The organism is Rhizobium sp. Root1220 (genome assembly GCF_001426265.1).
Classification (GTDB): domain Bacteria; phylum Pseudomonadota; class Alphaproteobacteria; order Rhizobiales; family Rhizobiaceae; genus Rhizobium.
Genome location: NZ_LMDG01000018.1, coordinates 24,061 through 42,103, shown reverse-complemented (window position 1 = coordinate 42,103; position 18,043 = coordinate 24,061). Strand labels below are relative to the sequence as shown.

At 56.6% G+C, this 18,043-nt stretch carries 24 protein-coding genes; 11 read left to right on the top strand and 13 right to left on the bottom strand.

The genetic code is table 11. The annotated features are described in order from the left end of the window. Positions 1-280: 280 nt before the first annotated feature. From ASC90_RS14105 to ASC90_RS14080, 5 genes are all read right to left on the bottom strand, one after another. A complete protein-coding gene (locus ASC90_RS14105) occupies positions 281-661 on the bottom strand; it encodes a type II toxin-antitoxin system PemK/MazF family toxin (RefSeq protein WP_280138326.1) in 381 nt (126 codons plus the stop codon). Beyond that, entirely contained in the window at positions 655-1,005 is a 351-nt protein-coding gene (locus ASC90_RS14100; protein ID WP_056541396.1) for an AbrB/MazE/SpoVT family DNA-binding domain-containing protein, read from the bottom strand. Before ASC90_RS14100 ends, ASC90_RS14105 begins: the two co-directional genes overlap by 7 nt. A 96-nt stretch (positions 1,006-1,101) precedes the next feature. Continuing rightward, positions 1,102-1,329, bottom strand: coding sequence for a hypothetical protein (locus ASC90_RS14095; protein WP_056541393.1), 228 nt, complete (start codon positions 1,327-1,329; stop codon positions 1,102-1,104). Next, positions 1,329-1,940 carry a hypothetical protein gene (locus ASC90_RS14090; protein ID WP_056541390.1) on the bottom strand — a complete coding sequence of 204 codons (612 nt, stop codon included), beginning with the start codon at positions 1,938-1,940 and terminating at the stop codon, positions 1,329-1,331. Before ASC90_RS14090 ends, ASC90_RS14095 begins: the two co-directional genes overlap by 1 nt. A 777-nt stretch (positions 1,941-2,717) precedes the next feature. Next, positions 2,718-3,761 carry a hypothetical protein gene (locus ASC90_RS14080; RefSeq protein ID WP_056541383.1) on the bottom strand — a complete coding sequence of 348 codons (1,044 nt, stop codon included), beginning with the start codon at positions 3,759-3,761 and terminating at the stop codon, positions 2,718-2,720. Between the two features lie 767 nt (positions 3,762-4,528). Here ASC90_RS14080 and ASC90_RS14075 point away from each other — a divergent pair. From ASC90_RS14075 to ASC90_RS14060, 4 genes are read left to right on the top strand one after another with little or no spacing between them, the layout of a single operon-like run. Beyond that, on the top strand, positions 4,529-4,711 hold the full coding sequence (locus ASC90_RS14075; protein ID WP_056541380.1) for a hypothetical protein: 183 nt from the start codon (positions 4,529-4,531) through the stop codon (positions 4,709-4,711). A 31-nt stretch (positions 4,712-4,742) separates the two neighbouring features. Beyond that, complete coding sequence (locus tag ASC90_RS29120; protein WP_056541377.1) at positions 4,743-4,940, top strand: hypothetical protein; 198 nt, start codon at positions 4,743-4,745, stop codon at positions 4,938-4,940. 32 nt (positions 4,941-4,972) lie between these two features. Then, entirely contained in the window at positions 4,973-5,188 is a 216-nt protein-coding gene (locus ASC90_RS14065) for a hypothetical protein (protein WP_156392934.1), read from the top strand. Positions 5,189-5,241: 53 nt separating this feature from the next. Continuing rightward, entirely contained in the window at positions 5,242-7,524 is a 2,283-nt protein-coding gene (locus ASC90_RS14060; RefSeq protein ID WP_056541370.1) for a hemopexin repeat-containing protein, read from the top strand. A 363-nt stretch (positions 7,525-7,887) separates the two neighbouring features. Here the strand turns inward: ASC90_RS14060 and ASC90_RS29115 are convergent, their stop codons facing one another. Beyond that, positions 7,888-8,154, bottom strand: coding sequence for a hypothetical protein (locus tag ASC90_RS29115; RefSeq protein WP_162246974.1), 267 nt, complete (start codon positions 8,152-8,154; stop codon positions 7,888-7,890). Positions 8,155-8,220: 66 nt separating this feature from the next. Between ASC90_RS29115 and ASC90_RS14050 the strand changes: the two genes are divergently transcribed. The 5 genes from ASC90_RS14050 (at position 8,221) to ASC90_RS14025 (ending at position 10,694) form a co-directional block, all read left to right on the top strand. Then, complete coding sequence (locus ASC90_RS14050; protein WP_056541364.1) at positions 8,221-8,529, top strand: hypothetical protein; 309 nt, start codon at positions 8,221-8,223, stop codon at positions 8,527-8,529. Between the two features lie 269 nt (positions 8,530-8,798). Then, positions 8,799-9,251: a hypothetical protein gene (locus tag ASC90_RS14045; protein ID WP_056541362.1), complete on the top strand. Its 453-nt coding sequence runs from the start codon at positions 8,799-8,801 to the stop codon at positions 9,249-9,251. Positions 9,252-9,485: 234 nt separating this feature from the next. Further along, positions 9,486-9,731 carry a hypothetical protein gene (locus ASC90_RS14040; protein ID WP_056541359.1) on the top strand — a complete coding sequence of 82 codons (246 nt, stop codon included), beginning with the start codon at positions 9,486-9,488 and terminating at the stop codon, positions 9,729-9,731. A 99-nt stretch (positions 9,732-9,830) separates the two neighbouring features. Then, complete coding sequence (locus tag ASC90_RS14035; protein WP_056541356.1) at positions 9,831-10,076, top strand: DUF982 domain-containing protein; 246 nt, start codon at positions 9,831-9,833, stop codon at positions 10,074-10,076. Between the two features lie 324 nt (positions 10,077-10,400). Continuing rightward, positions 10,401-10,694 (top strand): hypothetical protein, encoded by a 294-nt coding sequence (locus tag ASC90_RS14025; protein ID WP_056541351.1) that lies wholly within the window; start codon positions 10,401-10,403, stop codon positions 10,692-10,694. 173 nt (positions 10,695-10,867) lie between these two features. Here ASC90_RS14025 and ASC90_RS14020 read toward each other — a convergent pair whose 3' ends face one another. Continuing rightward, complete coding sequence (locus tag ASC90_RS14020; RefSeq protein ID WP_056541348.1) at positions 10,868-11,806, bottom strand: hypothetical protein; 939 nt, start codon at positions 11,804-11,806, stop codon at positions 10,868-10,870. Between the two features lie 502 nt (positions 11,807-12,308). Here ASC90_RS14020 and ASC90_RS14015 point away from each other — a divergent pair. Beyond that, positions 12,309-12,623: a hypothetical protein gene (locus tag ASC90_RS14015; RefSeq protein ID WP_056541345.1), complete on the top strand. Its 315-nt coding sequence runs from the start codon at positions 12,309-12,311 to the stop codon at positions 12,621-12,623. Positions 12,624-12,671: 48 nt separating this feature from the next. Here ASC90_RS14015 and ASC90_RS14010 read toward each other — a convergent pair whose 3' ends face one another. After that, positions 12,672-12,857, bottom strand: a complete 186-nt coding sequence (locus ASC90_RS14010; RefSeq protein WP_056541341.1) for a hypothetical protein — start codon at positions 12,855-12,857, stop codon at positions 12,672-12,674. Between the two features lie 461 nt (positions 12,858-13,318). Here ASC90_RS14010 and ASC90_RS14000 point away from each other — a divergent pair, with 461 nt between their 5' ends. Beyond that, positions 13,319-13,663: a helix-turn-helix transcriptional regulator gene (locus tag ASC90_RS14000; protein WP_056541336.1), complete on the top strand. Its 345-nt coding sequence runs from the start codon at positions 13,319-13,321 to the stop codon at positions 13,661-13,663. A gap of 162 nt (positions 13,664-13,825) precedes the next feature. On the opposite strand, the gene ASC90_RS13995 is transcribed toward ASC90_RS14000, so the two are convergent. The 5 genes from ASC90_RS13995 to ASC90_RS29385 form a co-directional block, all read right to left on the bottom strand. Beyond that, positions 13,826-14,020: a hypothetical protein gene (locus ASC90_RS13995; protein ID WP_056541333.1), complete on the bottom strand. Its 195-nt coding sequence runs from the start codon at positions 14,018-14,020 to the stop codon at positions 13,826-13,828. Between the two features lie 106 nt (positions 14,021-14,126). Beyond that, positions 14,127-14,537 (bottom strand): hypothetical protein, encoded by a 411-nt coding sequence (locus tag ASC90_RS13990; protein WP_200950902.1) that lies wholly within the window; start codon positions 14,535-14,537, stop codon positions 14,127-14,129. A 476-nt stretch (positions 14,538-15,013) separates the two neighbouring features. Further along, positions 15,014-15,271 carry a hypothetical protein gene (locus ASC90_RS13985; protein ID WP_056541327.1) on the bottom strand — a complete coding sequence of 86 codons (258 nt, stop codon included), beginning with the start codon at positions 15,269-15,271 and terminating at the stop codon, positions 15,014-15,016. Next, a complete protein-coding gene (locus tag ASC90_RS13980; protein ID WP_056541324.1) occupies positions 15,271-16,152 on the bottom strand; it encodes a glycoside hydrolase family 108 protein in 882 nt (293 codons plus the stop codon). The genes ASC90_RS13985 and ASC90_RS13980 overlap by 1 nt, the downstream gene beginning before the upstream one ends. A gap of 1,145 nt (positions 16,153-17,297) precedes the next feature. Continuing rightward, positions 17,298-17,936 (bottom strand): hypothetical protein, encoded by a 639-nt coding sequence (locus ASC90_RS29385; RefSeq protein WP_056541321.1) that lies wholly within the window; start codon positions 17,934-17,936, stop codon positions 17,298-17,300. Positions 17,937-18,043 lie beyond the last annotated feature (107 nt).

The window sequence follows — 18,043 nt, the reverse complement described above, 5'->3', positions numbered from 1 at the left end:
GCGATCCCCCCATAAGACACGTCGCTAACGACGTCGTTAAACACGTGTCTTAGGCCATTAAGGCATTATGCGGCAGGCGGTGCCAATCGGGCGGTTACTCTCTATTTCGCTCAGACTCAAGAAAAACTGCTTCGAGCCGTCGGCCAACATGCTCGATCCACAGCTTCTCGATTTTCTTGTCAGTGAGTCCGAGCCTTCGATTGATCGCATGCCCCTGTCGGCAGGTGTAGCCCTGTCCGCTGCCGCAGCCAAAGTGCGTCGAAGCCACAAGGCGCGGCAGCTATTCTTGGTCGGGCACCGCAAAGACTAGACCGAAGATGGGTGCAAACCGTTCCAACACTTCCGCCAAGATATCATCCGGCACCTTGTCTTGAGACTTCTCAGCATTGCGATTTCGCCAGTCCATCGATTTTACTTGGTCGATTTGGATGACACCAGTGACGCTCGTGCCTGCGCCGATCAACTGCACTGCCAAGCCGTTGGCGCGAGAGGCGCTACCCGTCGTGGTTATCGGCGCGATGAATGCAAAGCCTGTAGCCATGTTGAATTTAAAGGCCGACAGAATGAGTCCGGCGTGGCGTCCACGTTGCTCTTTGCCTGCAGAGGGCTGCATGTCGAGCCACCAGATTTCGCCAGGGGCTGGGATGTTAGGTCTTACCAAACTTCATTCCCTGCTGCAGGTGCATTGATCCACGCTTGTTCTTCTGGAGACCGAGAAGTGTTGGCATCATAACCCTCCAGCAATTCATCGAGCGTATATTTGGGTTGACGCACCTTCATTGTTTTTGGGGCATTTGATGCGGGTTCTGCGATAACCTGTCTTCCCTTTACCGAAACGATCATCTCCTGGCCCTCCGTCAGACCCAGCATGTTACGAGCAGCGGCCGGCACAGTTAGGACTAACGAGCCGCCAGCCTTCTTTAGCTTGGAGGTTGTCGAAAAGTCTTTCCTCGCCGAATGACCTCTTGTTGTCGCCATTAGCTTCGCCTCATCAATGTAGAACATTTATATAACATCGGAATGGGTAGGTCGCAAGATGCGCACGTCGGGCGCCAACGCCCCATCTTTGTCCTTGTGGCATTTGCTACAAAATAGCGGGAGTTACCCCATGAGGTTGCGTTTTCCGTTATCGGCGCTGTAAATCCCGTCTTGGATCCGGAACATCTCCAACGCAGCCTCTGGCAGCTGAAGGCCGTGTGCCCTCGCCTGCTCGACCACAGCTTCCGGCTCGCTTCCGAGGATCTTGGCAGCGTCAGTCAATATCACCAGTCCTGCGCACCAGGCTTCCACGATTACGCGCTCGTAGGGATTCTCCCAATCAACGCCCATCAATCGTCCTCCTCCTTCAGCTCAACCCATTTCCCTAAATCCCTATTGAAGCCATGCACATATGGGCGGGGCTCATCCAGAGCTTCGAGTTCGCGGTCAATGCCAAATGCCTTCGTCTGCTCCAAGGCTTGGGCACCAGTGATATTCAGACGCTTCACGACGCGGTGCAGGCTCAAGGCTCCCAATGACCATCCTTCGAGGATCGTCCGTTCGTAACCCGGGTGGCCTGATTCGAACCGCCCGCGATCTCCCCTCTGATAAAGTTCGACCGCTTTCAAAATGCAGCCGATAGCGTCTTCGTCGGTCAGATAGCCAGCGGCGAAACCGTCGACACTCGGCCAATATTCTCCATGCCACCAGCTGGGGGCTTTGGTGAAATTTTCATTCCCGCCCAGCTCGAAACGCCATTTACTCCCACGGGCGCGGAAATACCAATATTGCCCCTCGAGGTCCCCTTGACCTTGAACGGGGCAATATCCTGCTAGCTCGTGCAAGGTGAAATTCGGCATGGTTTCGAGCCTCTGGCGCGTTTCTGACTCCAGCTTCAGACGTTGAAGATTCAACGGCTCGTCGTCGACCTCTGGTCCGAAATCGAGCGTATAGCCTTTCACTCAAGCGGTCCTCAAACATTTTGCGGGCTTCGACATCGCTCCGACGGCAAGATGCCAAACGGGCATCCCTGATCCGGTTCCGGACACGAAAGGTAATGTCGCCATCCGCCGGTTCATCGCCAGGGATCGCAGCGGCTTCTTCCAGCGAAAGCGGTTCCTCAGTAGGCAGAGGAACCTCGTTATCCCGGGCAACCGCTGCCAGGCTCTCACCCCCGTCGAGCCCCAGCATCCTCCGTGCTGCCGCTGTTGTCATGTAGTACTACGACCAGCTCCACAGGATGTCATGAACCGTCGTCGGGTTCACATAGTCGAACACCGGTCCATCTCCGACGCATACGAGATAGTAATCCGGGCGCTTCCTTGGCGGGTCCAACCCCTCTAAAACACGGGCTGAAGTCGCATTCCCGGTCCCTCCACTTGCTGCAACGAGCAGCACGATATCATTCCGGAGCGTCTTCTCCTCAGGTTGGAGCGACCTGCCAGTGATGTTGAGATCCATTGAACATGGCTGCGAGTTTGTTCAAGACGTTTCGGCTCCTAGAGCTTATATGCAGAGAGACAGCACAGCGTTTCTCCGCTCTGCTCCAATTTCACCCTTTCCGGTTTCTGCCATTGCACAGGCTCCGACGCTGACATCCCAGGCGCCGGTATCCGATTGTAGTCCATTTTAAGCTTAACTATCTGAAATATAATATTAAACTGCGACATAATTTTGGTGTACTGACTGGGGGCCGGATGATAAAATAGTTCGAGTTTCGAAACATATTGGCGGATGAGTCACGGTCCGATACGATTGGTGACAGCCTGATCGATTGACTCGAGCCTTGCGATGATTGATTTGCTTTCCTCCAATTCCGCGACCTGCCTTGCGACGGTCGATAGGCGTCTCAATTCATTTCTTGCTCCAGCCCACGCTCTGCGGGATGACAGTTCAAATGTCCGGGCGTCAGCTTCTCGACTTTCGGCCTTCGCCAAAAGGGCATCTGCCTCGGAAAGGATGCGACTCGCTTCTTCGGCCGCGGACGCCAAAATGGCTTGAGCTTCTCTCGTTTTTGCCTGTAACCAGCGTTCGGTATTCGATCTGACATCGGTCGCCTGATCAATCGTCGTCTTCAGTGCTTGAGCCGACTTACCTTCTAGCTTCCAAGCTTCTCGTGATAGCCTTCGCTTGGCGGGACCAATCCGGGTCAATCCGCAAGGAGCACCTACGCGGGTATGATAATCATCTTGCCATTCGCGCATTTCTTTTCGAAAGGCACGGTCCCCTTCCCTATTCAGAGCCGCCCGCTCTTCTTTGGACCATGCGTCACGGCTCCTCATGGCTAACGCCTTTGCCCGGTACCCGGGATGAAGCTCGAGCGCACGCACATCATGCGACGCTGGAAGAACAAATGCGTGAAGGTGCCTATACGGCTCATCAGCATGACGAATGACGCTAAGGAGTTGGCTGTCAAACTTTAGAGAAAGCCATTCGATGGTTCGTTGCTCCCAATTCTCGACTTCCCGTGCGTGGGCGGCATCAGTTCGAGCTTCCTCTGATTTGATTGGGTGGGAAGCGATAACTGTTAGGAGTGTCTTCTGAGTTGTTCGAATTCGTCGCTCAATGCCGCTGCGGGTCGCTTGCCTGGCCGAGTTCACTGCCAAGTCATGCTGTTCGCGGACCGCGGACAACGGCAATCCGAATATCACCTCGGGGGGTAATGGATTTTCAATGTGCGACGAGAAACGGGGCCCGCGATCGGCTTCTCCAAGAATGAACTCTACTGAACGTCCGTCCTTTTCCTGCCGAGCGTAGGCGTGGAGGTGAATAAATTGATACATGGGCAGCTGGCGATTTTTCAGCGAGTGTCTTAGTAGGCCAAGCAAGGAACCAGATCGTTACTAAGGCGGACGACCCGGAGCTTGGTGGCACCTGAATCGGCAATGTCGAGTTACGAATCAAATATGGGAAATTTATTTTGAGTTATCTCAAATTGCTGGGGAGTTGCCCCAATCTCCCGGCAAAGCGTTCACGATGGTTTGGAACTCGTAACGACCATTGCCGTCTGAAGTTGGCCGTTATGTCAACAATGCTCTGTGTGACTGGGACTCGCCCTCAATATCTTTGTCTGCGCCTCTATCTCGCCCTGGCCTCACGGGCCGGTTTCAGGGCGGCGAGAATGTTTCGAATCTCGAAACGATCTTTCAGCGAGGGCGTCGCCAATAAATGGGCCGACCGCGCGTTTAGTAGCCCCACCCCCCGCACCGTGATAATGCACGGCAGCCGATCCAAGGTCGCTGCAGTTCGTTTAGCCCTTGCCTCACTTTACATGTCTGAACGCAGCAATGTTTCGAATCTCGAAACAATAACGCAGGCGTTTCTGGTACTTTCTCTGCCGACGTCGACCCTGATTGATCGCTTCCGCTTTTTGGGTAGCGTACGACGGCGGCCACTCGACTAACACACCGATATCATGACTGATTTAGTAACCGACTAATCTAACGGTCTAGTGGCGTTTCCCTCTATCGTTCCGAAGTTCGAATTATGGGAGGTTGCGTTAATCAGCAAAATCAATTTAGTGGGTCTGTGTTTCCTCCACATGGAATGAATGAACAAGTGTGGTCGCAGCAGATGGCGTGAAAGCGGAGCGACGAAGGCCCTCGTCACCAACAAAGCGACCGCCCGCAATGCCTCCTGTCTGACGGCCGGCTGCATCTACTGGGCGCAGGCGATCGCGGCGAAGTCGGAAACGACCCTCGATCGAAGGCCAGACGACGACCCAGCGCTATGACTATGACGGCGATGGCACCTTCGAGGTGACGATGCGGTCGGTGCGGCAAATCGACGGCTCGATTGTCTCCACCGTGACCGAGACAACGGCCGGAGGGGTAATAATCCTGGCGATGGGCACGATCTCCACCAGCGCCGACGGGGTGATCACCAAGCTTCCCCAGGAAGCTGGCAACAATGGCACGGTCGACCACACCGAGATCCCCATCACGCACGCCGACGGTCGGTGACGCTTAGCAAAGCGGACTTCAGCAGTTCGGGCATGCTGACCCAGACGATCGTTGACACCGTCAATACGCTGGAATCGCTGACCAGGCGTGTCATTTCGGAGGGTCAGGGCCGCAGGACATCCGAGGTCGATATTGCAGCCAATGGCAGCTCGGTGACGACAGCGTCCGATGCGGCAAGCGGCAAGACGCTCAGTATGAGCCGCGCCAACGATCCGCTGAACGCCCGCCGAAGGCAACTTGCAACCTGAAGGATGATGTCGCATACTGCATGCTCCGGGGAATTGCAGCGGGGGATGCGACGATGCGCGAAGACTTCCGGCAATCAATTGATATGGAACGTGCATATAGACGCGGCGATCCGATCATTCTCAAATATGAACTCACCAACGAGAGTGACCACGAATATGCTCTCCTGATCTGGGAGACTCCCCTCGAGGGCGAAGTACGCAATTTCGTGGAGGTTCGCCTTGGCGAGCGTATCATTCCTTACGATGGACGCCTGATGAAACGAGGCGAACCGACGCCTGATTCCTATCGAAGAATCGCACCGCACCAGACGATCGTCGAAGAGCTCGACCTGTCGAAATCATTCTTCTTCGATGAGCCTGGAAACTACACGGTTACTCTTCATGTCCGGTTTCTCGATGCCGTCCGCCAGCCAGACAGCCGATTTAGCGCCCGTTTTCGCTTCGAGCACGGGGGCTTTGCTCTCGACCCCATTGCCGTAGAGTTTGAGCTCATATCGGACGGCGAGCCACGGCTGACGGTTGGACAGCAAGCTAGACAGCGGCAGGCGGTGCGACCGCTTCGTGATCCGAACGACCTTAGCCGTGGAATCTCCGGATCAAGCGTAACCATCGACTCACACATTGTGCGAAAGCTCGGAGAACGGACCCTTGACCTGGAAGTTCCAGCGTCATTTTGGGAGGTCTTTGATACTGACCGGAATGCGGTCGCCTGGGTCGACTCAATGCTCGCCGAATTGGCGAGCTGGAATTCACGTTCTGACAACGCGCTCTACACTGAATGGTTTGGGGTAGAAGATGCGCGTCGTTACCAGACGATCCGCGATCATTTTTCCAGCATTAAGGCGAGGCTCGCAGCTCCACACACGTACGACCTCACGCCAGATGACTGCTCGCCCGGCTCTTTCGCATACACGTACCCGGGCTCTGATACCGTCTATCTCTGCAGCCTTTGGTTCTCCGCACCGGCAACCGGAATCGACTCGAAGTTCGGGACTTTTGTGCACGAGTGGAGCCACGCGGTTGCAGGTACCGACGATGTCGTTTACGGCCAGACTGCGGCTCGAAACCTTGCCGCGACCAATCCAAACGAAGCCATCCGCAATGCCGACAATCACGAGTATATCGTCGAGACGTTGGCCGACCGAATGCTGACGGCGCCTGTCGTCTGGCCCACTAATGGCAAGGCCTATTTCTTTGTCGGGGGGAAGTACTACCGATACGACATCGCCGCTGATCGCGTTGATGCCGGTTACCCAAAGCAGATAGCCGACAATTGGCCGGGCCTTTGGACGGACCGTATCGATTCAGGTGTCGTATGGCCAAATGGCAAGGCGTATTTTTTCAAAGACGACAACTACATGCGCTACGACATCGCCTCGGATCGGGTCGATCCAGGCTATCCCAAGCCAATCGCCGGAAACTGGCCGGGTCTTTGGGGTGACCGAATTGACGCCTCCATCGTCTGGCCGAACAACGGAAAGGCTTACTTTTTCAGAGACGGCCAATACATACGCTATGATATCGCTGCGGATCGCGTCGACCCTGGCTATCCGTTGCCAATCTCTGGAAACTGGCCCGGACTGTGGGGGGACTCAATCAACGGCGCGCTGGTCTGGCCAAATGGCAAAGCCTATTTCTTCCGTGGGTGGCAGTACATGCGGTACGACGTAACGGCAGATAGGGTCGATGGGGGCTACCCAAAGGCAATCGCCGAGAACTGGCCGTTTCTGTGGTGGGATAAAGTAGACGCCGCGGTGTTCTGGCCCAATGGAAAGGCCTATCTCTTCCAAGGCTCCAAATACATGCGCTATGACAACCCGTCGGACCGGGTTGATCCGGGTTACCCGCTTCCGATCTCAGGCAACTGGCATGGACTATGGACGGACCGCATAGACGCCGGAATAGTGTGGCCAAACGGCAAGGCCTATTTCTTTCGAGACAACGAGTACATGCGCTTTGACATCGCCACCGACAGGGTGGATCCAGGCTATCCCAAGGCCACCGCCGACAACTGGCCTGGCCTGGGCGCCGGCAAGATTGACGCCGTGGTGATTTGGCCAAACGGCAAGGCCTATTTCTTCCGCGGTTCGAAGTATTTGCGCTATGACATCACGGCAGACAGGGTCGATCCCGGCTACCCTAAGCCAATCTCCGGCGCGTGGCCGGGCCTGTGGAGCGACCGGATTGACTCAGCCATTATCTGGCCCAATGGCAAGGCTTATTTCTTCCGAGATTCGCAATACATGCGGTATGATCTTGCCAGCGATCGTGCCGACCCCGGATACCCCTGCCCTATTGGCTGGAACTGGTTCTACCTGCCGGGACGTGTTCGCTAGCAGGTCACTTCCCCTCGCCTGGACTTGCGCCTGCAGATGCTTGTAACAATCGAACAGGTAGTTGCCCTTACTCACAATCCGCCTAGCTTCTATGCGAAAAACGGTTGGGCAAATGGGGAAATGCGTGATGGTAACTGCTTAACGGTTCGCATCCGCTTCGCGCTACAATCGGACTGAGCGCCCATCGGTCGCCGCCCACTTTGCGCAAAGACCGATCCTTGCCTCAGCGTACAGTCACAGTCTTGCGCGACCCAAGCCAACGGAAAATTTCGTAGGCCGGCTGGAGTGCCCCGAGGGTGGACAGTGATCAGGCCGCTGTTTTGCCAATCTGCCGGATGTGTTGATTCTCGTATTGCTGCGGGCTCAGATAACCGCGACGTAGATGAAGCGGGTCGGCAGTGCGACGTAAGTGATGTCGGAAACCCAGAGCTGGTTGGGGCCGGTCGGCACGATGTCCTTCGCCAGGTTAGGGAAGATCGGGCCATCATGTTTCCTGTCGGTGGTGGCGACGAACCTTCGCCGTAGGTCATGCTGACGCAGCAGACGCTGTTTGTTTGACGGGTCAACCGGCTGTGCGGACGCATCTACATGCACCAAGTGCGGGAGGCGGCAGACAGAACCAGCCAACACGATCATCGCGAAATACGGCGACCAGCCGATGCCAGATCTGCGCTACCAGTTGGCGGAAGAGTTCGGTTGCCATCGCGGATCGACGCTCCGTTTAATGACAAATGCCAGCTCGGCTTCGAGAAGGGTGGCGAGGAGTATCTTGGGATATCCCGGCCGGCGCCGAAACCGGATCACGAAAGAACCTTGGGCGAGCTCGCCCAGTACGAGGCGCTGTTCGCGCTTTGCCCGGAGTGCAAGCGGAGGAAGCCGATCGACCGGTGGGAGATACAGCGGCTGCTTGGCAAGGAACTGACGCTTGGTCGGGTTGCCGCCGCAATGCGCTGCAAGTGCGGGCACAAGGGGGCGCGATTGATGGTGAGGCATTTGTCGCGGTGAGCATCGAAACCCAGGATCGGGAGAGAAGCTCAGGCGTTGCCTCCGACCGAAGAGCTAAGCTTCTCTCCCTCTGGCAGTCGAGATTTCGTCCTGTACAGGATGCTCGGTCCCCGTTGCGCCCTGTTTAAGCCGCACCGTTCGGTTTGCCATGCCCGGCACATTAGCGGTCCCGGAAATAATTGAAACAGATTTCTGGGGTGCCTTACCGTGGCCGCTCCGGAACGACATGCGCGATTGCTCGTTGTGTCAGGACAACAGGAGGAAAGACCATGTCTAACGTCGTCCGGAACGGTGAGAACGCCGCTAACAACGCCACGACAACCAACACTTTCGGCAGATCCGTGGAAAGCCAGGCGCAGATCGACGATGCTGCGACTATCGGGTCTGCAAGCGTTGGCGGCGGCGAGACCCTGAATATCTATAGACTTGAGCCAATCGCCGCCCCGGATGATCCCCGATGGGAGAATGCTCCCGGCCATGGTGTCATCGTCGTCGCTGCGCGAACGGCGGGAGACGCTCGTATTGTCGCCGCATCTCGAGAACTCGACTTCATGGAAGTCGATGCCGCGCCGGCCGAAGACGTTACCACTGTGAATGCGAGCGCCTTTAGGGACGACAAGCTTTACACGGTCATCGAAGTAGAGCACGGGCGCTCAGATTTAGAGAGAGGTGTCGTCGAAGGGACGGTATCGGTCGACACCATTCTACCCGTGCAAGTGTAGGGCTCATATCGCCCACTATTGCAGCGCTGAAACGGACCACGAGGCGGTGGAAAAAGGTCGAGGAACCAAGCACCTCGCCCCCCGTAACTCCGCGGTTCCGGGCTGTCTACTATACACTAATAAATGATTATGAGACTTACCCGTTTCAACTTATAGTGCAGACGTCGGCCCCTTTTTCCGGGCAGAGCCGATTGGGAGATCATAAGCGCTCTTGCCTAGGTAGGAGTCTGAGCGATGAACCTCAATTTTTTCACTGGCCTTGACCTCACCGACGACCAAGTCGATGCCGCTACATCCGCGGTCAGGGCTTGGTGTGAGGCACGACAGGTGGACCCCTCCAGCGCCATCGCGCGGTCAGCCGCAGGGCTTGCCATCGACTTGGTAGCGACTTGGGGAGAGATCACTTCTGCCGAGCTTTTTGAGATCCTCTTGGCGCGGGTTCCCGCAAATGCACCCAATGGAACCTTCAGTGGTAAATAAGGTTTAGCCCACAGATCGTGTGGATGGGACGTTTGCACTCATAGCCGCCCCTGGCTTAACCACGCGATCTACCGTCAGATATCGTGAATCGGGGAAATCGTGCCGGGTACCGAGTGGGATGCGATCCTCATCGACAGACACGGCGAAACCTATTTGATCGCCTTGCCCCGAGGTGCTTTGCATGTGCTGATGTCAGACTGGCCCACATCCGAGGGCGGTTCGTATATCGCTGCCATGGAGGCATGCGCCGGAACAGAGGAAGGCAGCGTGTCTTATGGAGAGGCCCGTGCCGCGTTTCTGCTCGCTGCGGTCGAGGCCGGCGTTTATTTCGAAGGCGAGAGATAGCTTCGTCTTCTTGCTCACCATAGTTGTTGACCACCCGCAGACGGGCTGGTCCGATTGCCGGGAGGGCAATGTGATAAAATACGTTTGGACGCTTGAACGGGATGGCCTCGAACCTGAGAGCGGCATATGCCGGCTCGACGAACTCGGTGCGATCCTCAAAGGAAAAGCGCTTCACGGACTCATTCCAGTCGAATGGATTGTTGAAATCATGGACGCGGACGAGCAGTCTGACGGTCGTGCGTCACACCACCACGATGTAGGGCATCCCAATAGCTGGAAGCTCTCATGGGCGAGGCTTGGAGATCGTGTAGCGGGGGCCCGAGGATGAACGACCAGATGAAGACCGAGACCATGATAGATCGCGTCGCCCGGGCCATCTACGAAACCGAGCCGTACGCAATCAGCATGCGCGATGAAATGCCATGGACAGATGTCGACGAGAGCCAGAAGGAAGGGTGCCGCGTTAAGGCCGTCGCTGCGATCGAAGCCATGAGAAACCCGACAGAAGAGATGCAGCGAGCGTTGACCAAGTGGGCCACTTGCGCGGGCTATGTTGGCGAAGGCTGGATTGCCGCGATCGACGCAGCCCTGGGCAAAGAAACCACCCACCACATGTAAAGTGACGCCGCAGCGTCGACATATTGCGGCAAAATCTCTATTGTTTGGGAATCGACGCCACTCTGGCGCGATGTCCAGCACGCACAAACGCCCTTCCAGCCCTTGGTGGGGCTTTTTTTGCGCTCGCCTTTTCCCCAAGATTTCTTTCTTGAATTGGTAAGGAAGGCGGTCTCCTATTGACCATCGTTGATTGGATCCACCCGCCGGGAAAGGGGTCCCATCTCGAATGGAGAGGATAGGGCGGCTGCAAGAGAGCGCGCAATCGCGGACTCTACGTCCAGCATGCTTCGACCACGGATGTTAACGTTGTAGTTGCTGGACAAGGCGACGACACCATCAACTTGCCGCACGAGCCGCGAAACTGATCGCAAGTCGTCGCCCTCCAGATGGACGCTGCCTTGCAGGCGATAAGTCGGCTCTCCTTCCGCAAACTTCCCCGAGCCATCCAGCACGACGATTGCTTTGGAGCTGGCGAGATTGACGACGATATCGTCTCTCAAAAATGTCAGGACGTCATCCGATAGCCTGCTCTCGCCATTGGTGGTGAATTTTTCGACAACGATTGTCGGCGTTCCGGCAGTTGTCACAGGCTCTTGAAAAGCAGGATTATCTCGTTCGGAAAATGAAGCCAGCATGACCGCAACGAGAACGATGACGCCCGCACCTATCATAATCCAACGAAGAACGCGGCTCTCGCGTTTTGGCGACTCCGGCGCTTGCATCGCGGCCTCATCGGCACCGGGTCGGGTTTCCCGGAGCGTCATTGAAGGTGCATATCCACCGCTCGGAATGGATATTACCAGCTCGTCTGACGATCCCGCCGTCAGATAGTAGCGTTCGAGCGCGCGACGGAGCTGTGCTGCCGCTATTCGGACACAGGGATCATTTGGCGAATCAAAATCCACGCCCCGCCCGAATACTTCCTGCGCAATCGTGAAGGCTTTCAGACGGCTGCCGCGTCCCGCCACCGCTTCACTGATAATAAACTCCAGGAACCTGCGCCCACGGTCGGGGAGGATAAATTCCGGGCTCGCAAGAATGCGTTTCATCTGTTCTTGAACCTCGTCTGGTGAGGGTTCTATACGCACGTTTGCCGTCTGATGATCTCTCATCGGCGTCCGCCTTCCAAAAACGTACAACTAGAAGCACAGAGACACCTCATGATAGTCGCGTCGCAGTAACGGACAAATTAGAATTGATAACTCACCCCAAAAAAATCAGCCAAACCAGCGAGCGAGAGACGGCCACAGAAATAGAGCTTCCTGTATGTTACTTCCCAAGCCGCTGTTCTTCCCTACTGTGCTCATTGTGAGGAATTACCAATGGGCAGCGATGATAGCCATATCGAGTGCCGTCACGGAACAGCACGATCAGGGCTGCGACGGTTGATGCTCAGGTGAGACGCTGGCAAAGGCACACGAAGCGTTGCACGCGTCCGCGAGCTATCGGGGGCAATAGTTCAAGCATCGATGTGATCCGCACGCCACGAGCACGAGCGGCAGCGTTTGTAGTAGGCTTCCGACACCTCGGTATGATTCCGCCAGAAAGGCAGTGAGCTATTATTCTCCGACAATTTGCGCCGCTGGTGCAGATCGTCTTGAAAAGGAGAACGCTATGTCGTTCAAGAAAACCGCAAAAACTGGGTTGATCGCTGCAACCTTGGCAATCGCGTCCATTGTTGTCTCCACGCCTGCAATGGCCTACGGCTACATCCCGGGAGGTGACGGAGGCGCGATCGGCGGTGATTTCAGTAACGGCCATAGGATTTTTTCCGAGCACACCCATGGTTTCGCCGGAAACACCACTCAAAGCTCCGGCCGATTGAGCCCCCGGGCGTTCCACCGGTTCAACGACAATGGTTGGGATACCTGCTATCCCGATTGGCGGCACGAGCGCCACGCCGACACCTTCCAGAACGAGTGCTACTGATCGGTCACTTCGACCCGACGTTCGTGGCGTTTTGCGCTCCTATCTGACCTATTGAATTCCGCCGTCGGGCTCGACATCGACCACGATCCCCCGGCGTCGTGCCTCGTCCTTCGCTTCGCTAACCGCCAACTCGATGAGATACACGAGCATAGCGACGTCAGGCACCTCGCGCTCAGCTATCTCGCGGGCGACGCTCAGGGAGAAGATCCGTTGGGGGATGTTGATTTCAGGCACGGATAACGAACCCCTGCTCTGCCATGCAGACCCTGAACCTATGGTTCGCCGCCGCGGTACCGGCAATCCAATACTGTCCCGCCATCACGTGTGATGTACCAGCTCGACTATAACAGCCTTCCTTGGCCCTCTCGAAGCGGCTGCTGTTCGTTGAGGCTGGAACCGCGCCTGCTTGACTCGATGGAGTTGTGCTGTTGCACCCGACAAGTGCCAACCCCATCACAATGATGACTGTGGAACGCATTTTGCTTCTCCCGATCGAGGGCAGAATGAGAGAAGTTCCGACCACGGGCAAGACCACCGCCACCTGAGGCTCAGAGGACGGTCGAGTGGGAGCCAAACAAGCGGACATCTACGTGGAGGCCGACGGTTTAGTGCGACAGGTTAACATTAACTTAGAACTCGTGTTGCAGCGCAGATTTTCCTGTCCTAACAGTTCCCCTCATATTCGGAGAGACAAATTGGAACAGAACCTTTCAGATCGCGCGCAAGCAATCGATATCCTGGTTGGCGAACGCCTGAAAGAAATCAGGAAGTCGTTGCAATTGAGTCAGGTCAGCATGGCGAAGGCAGTCGGTGTTTCCTTCCAGCAGGTCCAGAAGTACGAGCGCGGTACAAACCGTATGTCGATTTCAACACTGACTATGCTCTGCGAAGCTATCGGAATTCATCCATTCGAGTTCCTTGCGCCATTGTATGAACTTGCTTCTGCTCCCGCGAATGGTGATATCTTTGCGCGGCTAACAGAGGCGGAGACAGCGCTGGAGCAAATCCGTCAGGTGGTATCGCGGGCAGCTCGACCGTGAGTTCCCTGCCGTCTAGCGAGTTAGAAGCTAGCGATAATGAAGATGGCCAGATAGATGACTACCCCTATCGCGAACAATAAATGCGGTCTTAGCATTGGCACTCCTTCGCTCCAGGAGCGTATGGAAGGTGCCGCCATAGGCCGGTTGGCTCCTAGGAGGGCATCACATCTCGTCGCGCGCATTCCGTAAGGCAAGTTGATGCTGCAATCGGGCGCTGGCGTCGTTATCCTCGTCGAGAGTGACAATGTCGACCTGCTTGCCAAACCGTGAGGAGAAGAATTCGCGCTCCACCTCTGCCCGCGCGAGATTTTTTGCGACAATGCACACTTCGAACCCAACAACTACAGCGTACTGCATTTCGTGTCTCCCCATGAAATACACGCAGAGATAATGCATTAGCGCCAGATAATAAGCAGCTAATTAGCGAGTTGATGGCCTCCTGAACTCCGAGCACATTGGCACCTCAGCCGCCCTGCCCGTTCAACCGCCGTCGCTCCACTCGGTCTAGCCGCTCCCTAATGTCTTTGAGGTTGATGTCTATCCTTTCGCGGTCCTCGGCATCACGCGCGGTGTGCCACTCCATCTCCGTCTGCGTCACTACCTGCTCCGCCAGTTTAACGATCGACGCATCGAGGCGGTCCTGTGTCTTGCTCAGGGTGCCATAGAAGAACGCACCGAGCGCCGACAGCACGACAAAGCAGACACCGGCCGCCGACCATATGACCGGCCACTGCGTGTTGCTGTTGTTGCGAAGCTCGTTGGAGAGAGTTCTGATGGAGGCATTGATCGTCTGGAAGCCGGTGTTCATGTTCGAACGCAGGTCGACGATGTGTCCTTGCCTTGGTTCTCCACTCGCTCGCTGAGGCGAGCCCATGATGCCATTGGGTCGAACTGATTGCCGCTGCTCATATCATTATCCCCTGCAACCCCGTCCCCTTTCAAAGCGTATGCTATGCTTGACCGGGAAAACCCGATCCACTACTGCCGACGCAGCCGCGCTCGTTTGGATATGAGGCGGCGACAGGAGGGTCCGGCCTTACGAGGAGGCCGGACTCTCGCTACCAGCAGCCCTGCGACGTGCCAAAACCGTTGTGTGCTGCCACCTGATTGGCGAATGGCCGATCATCGGTTGACGCGCTATAAACGCCGGCCAGCCGCGATTCTCCGATATTGTGGATAGTAGGCTCGGCACCGCGTTGGAGCGCGATGTCGGGCCGCTACTTCCTGCACGCTGCATCAGCGTGACCTTGCTTGTTGTTGCTAGAGATCGCTGGACAGGCGAGAACTTCCTGAGACGCTGCCCTTGCCGCCTCTGGGCTCTGGAACTGGACGAACCGGTAGCCAGACCCGTTACTGGCAATTTTCGTCTGGCAACCCGCTATCGCGCATGAAAACAAGACAACGATCGCGATCCGATAGCTTGTGGAAATTCGCATTGTTCTTCTCCAGGTTATCGATGCGGACGAGCGCTTCCTTTGCTGCCTCTGCTTGGACCGCGGCGCGCCCCTCTGAGCGCCCGACGAGGATTGCCGGGTAGACAGCCAGAGCACCGCCCAGCGCCACTCCGGCCCCGATCTTGGCCGCGTCGAAGATACCGAGCCCAAACATCACGCGGCCGCCTTCGTCTGGAGGTCGAGAGCGTCGAGGCGTTCCTGATTGCGGCGATTGGCCCACCAGCGATAGGCAAGGCCGCCGCCGATCGTTAGCACCGCGCCGACGATGATCAATCCGGCGACCACCTTGCCGATGAGTTCACTGCCGTAGCTGTATGGCGTCAGTTGATCGCGAACTTGCTCGAGCGTGACAGCGATACCGCCAGAACCAACACCGCCACCGGTGGAGGCATCAGCCGCGCCCATCGTCGGAGCGGGTTTGGCATCCGAGATGAAGGCCTTGGCATCACCACCGGCCACGTACTCGATTTCAGGGCCGACCGATCCGGTAGCCCACGCCTGACCTACGGAAAGCACGCCATTGACGCTAGCCGACCAGCCCTTGCCAAAGGTCTTGAAGGTCTTCAGCGCCTTGAAAAAGGCCATGCGGCGTTCACAGATGCGGGCGACCAGCGCGTCGTTGTCGTTGACGCCGGCAGCCGCCAGGAGCGTCCCCTGCCCTATGACGCCGTCGATGGCACCCTGGTAGAGACCCATCGCCTGTAGAGCGCGCTGGAGCCATTTCACCGACTGGCCGACGCCTGAGTTCACGGCGCCGTCGAAGACGACGTAGGAGACGCCGCGCGCGAGCTTGTCGCACTTTGCCAGATTCCAATACCGCTTGCGATAGATCGCCTGCAACTCGCTCGTGCTGATGTTCTTGACCGGCAGAGGACCGAGGCCGATCGAGCGGCGGTACTCGTCGTAGACGCGCTGCGTGATCCCTCGCATGGTCGCACCACCGGGGTCCGCAACGTGGTTGGAATACCCGCCCTCATGGATTAGCGTCTTGGCGAGAGAACGTGGAAATTCGTTTGCGGGGTCGATGACCTGCATTTCGTAGACTCCAGATTGTCGATGTGGATGGAGTGGCTGATGGATGCCTAAGCTGTCGCAACTAGCTTTGGCGGCCTGTAAACGGTGATTGGTGTTACGCGCTACTTATATTAGTGACGTTGCAATTGACGGCCACTCGGCGATAATCCACCAACACGGAGAGTTGAGCGATGACGGAGCCCGGTGGGACTAAGCGGTTCGTTCATCGTCGACGACGTGCCAACAGCCTCTATGCGGCAATTGAACGGATGCGGGCGGATGAGCGAGACCGTCGCCCCGATGACCCAGCAAGAAAATCCCACCAATTGACTGACGATGGCGACCTCGTAACTCGCCTAGACGAACGGCACTTCCTGATTGTGGTCAGGAATGACTGACACTTACCGGCATCGGCCAAAAGGCGATCGTGCAATCGCATCGCAGATGCCTACACTCCTCGCGCCCCGACCAAGAGGGGTCTCCTGTTGAAGGCCCCGCCTCCAAACCCAACCCCAGGGGCGGGCCTTCTTCCACGGCGCCTCAGAGTGGTTTTGACTTCAGAAGATGACGGCCAGCATAGGCCATGTAGTTCCAGCCGAACCACTGATCGATCGCTCGTCGTGAGCGGCACGTTACAACCAGAAATCAATCTTGAGACGACATCGCCCCAAAAAACGAGTTGGATAAACCCGCTATCCGTGTGGGGAGGACATATCATGACACCGAAGGCTCTGGCCTATGCGCAACCATCAGACTGGCAAGGCACCGCGATGATACTCATGATGCCGTTGGCCATTGCCGCGGTTTCGGTCGGCTGCCAATTCTTCCTATAAGGTAGACTTTGACGTCCGCTCAGCCTCGAAGAAATGCTTGCGGTCCATGGGACGCTCCAGATTGGGTATGTGGATAATCGAAAGGCGAAAGTGCCGTCGGGGCTTCGAAGGGTAGACTCAGGCGCTCCCGAATGAGCGGGGCGATTCTAGAGGGCTCGCTTTCAACCTAACCCTAGCGGGCCCTCTTTTCGTGCGTTGAGAAAGGCTTGCTCCTCAGCAGATGCCGGCTGCAGTGACCAGGCGCTTGGCTATGTTTCATGGGGGTCCTCGGAAAAGAAAAATGGCCCCCGCAAGGGAGCCTTCAGATTGTATACTCAACTGGGAACTGGTTGCCTATCTGTTGATAGAACCACCGATAATGGCACCCAATGCGAAAGCGGCAGCTGGATACCAAAGGCCGTCATTGTAGCGGCGGTATCCCGGGCGACGGTCATGGTAACCCCGATAGCCTCGATAGTAGCCGCGGCGGTCGCGATCATGGTCGCGGTAAGAGTAGCGACCGCGATCGCGGTCCCGGTAGGAGTATCGGTCATTCCGATCGTGCCCGCCGTAATACTGTGGCCGCCGGTGATCGTCACGAACCTGAACCACATCCGCATTTTGCCCGGCCATGGAATGAACAGCCGGCATTGGAGTCGCGGAGACCGGCGTCAAAGTCGTGGCGCCAACGCAAAGGGCGACCATTGCGGTGCAGACTGCTTTCATCACATTCATTTTCATTTCCTTCGCTTTACCTCGGGAGCGGTTTGGACCCTGCGCGGTTAACGCAGCGTGAACACCCCGTTCACCTGCGCAAGCTAGGCTTTGGCGCAGCCGCACGGGGGGATTCAATGCAAGATATTCGGGCGTCTTGCTTTCAACCTTCGTCGGATCAAGGCGTTTGGAGACATAGGGAATTTTCTTGTGCTCGAGCGCAAGCATTGTCCGCCAGGAATTGGGGCTGCCGCTAACCCAGTAGAATTCATAGGCCATGGAGGTCATCCTTTGTTCGATAACTGGATGACGAAGATAGCTATTGGCGACTTGCGAAATAACGTGCGACGATGCGATAACTTTTATTCGCCAGCCGAATGAATTGG